The 383-nt window shown below is 27.9% G+C and carries 1 pseudogene; it reads left to right on the top strand.

Annotation, left to right across the window (positions count from 1 at the left end):
- Positions 1-14: 14 nt before the first annotated feature.
- Positions 15-383, top strand: a pseudogene (locus FGF67_RS17580) (hypothetical protein); the annotation flags it as partial.

Raw genomic sequence — 383 nt, 5'->3', positions numbered from 1 at the left:
CGTTGGCATTAATTATGAACCAATCACAGCCTAAAAATCTGATTTACGGAAAATTATTTTTGATTTCTGTCATTTTATTGTTGCTAAATGACTTTTTTTTTAAATATTATTTTCATAATTATCTGACAGGAAAACTGTCTGATTTTGTTGGACTTTTTGCCTTTCCATATTTTATAAGCCTTTTATTTAAAAGTAAAATCAAACCTATTTACATTCTGACTGGAATTTTGTTTCTTTTTTGGAAAAGTAGTTTATCTCAATCTGTTATTGACTATTTGAATGGTGTCGGAATCGGAATAAATCGAGTTGTTGACTATTCCGATTTTATAGCATTATTAGTTTTACCTTTTTCCTATCGTTACAGAAAACAAAACTCAATCGGA

The sequence above is a fragment of the Allotamlana fucoidanivorans genome (assembly GCF_006265225.1).
In the GTDB taxonomy this organism is placed as follows: Bacteria; Bacteroidota; Bacteroidia; order Flavobacteriales; family Flavobacteriaceae; genus Allotamlana; species Allotamlana fucoidanivorans.
The sequence above is the reverse complement of the archived record's forward strand: the minus strand, read 5'-3'. Positions and strand labels throughout refer to the sequence as shown.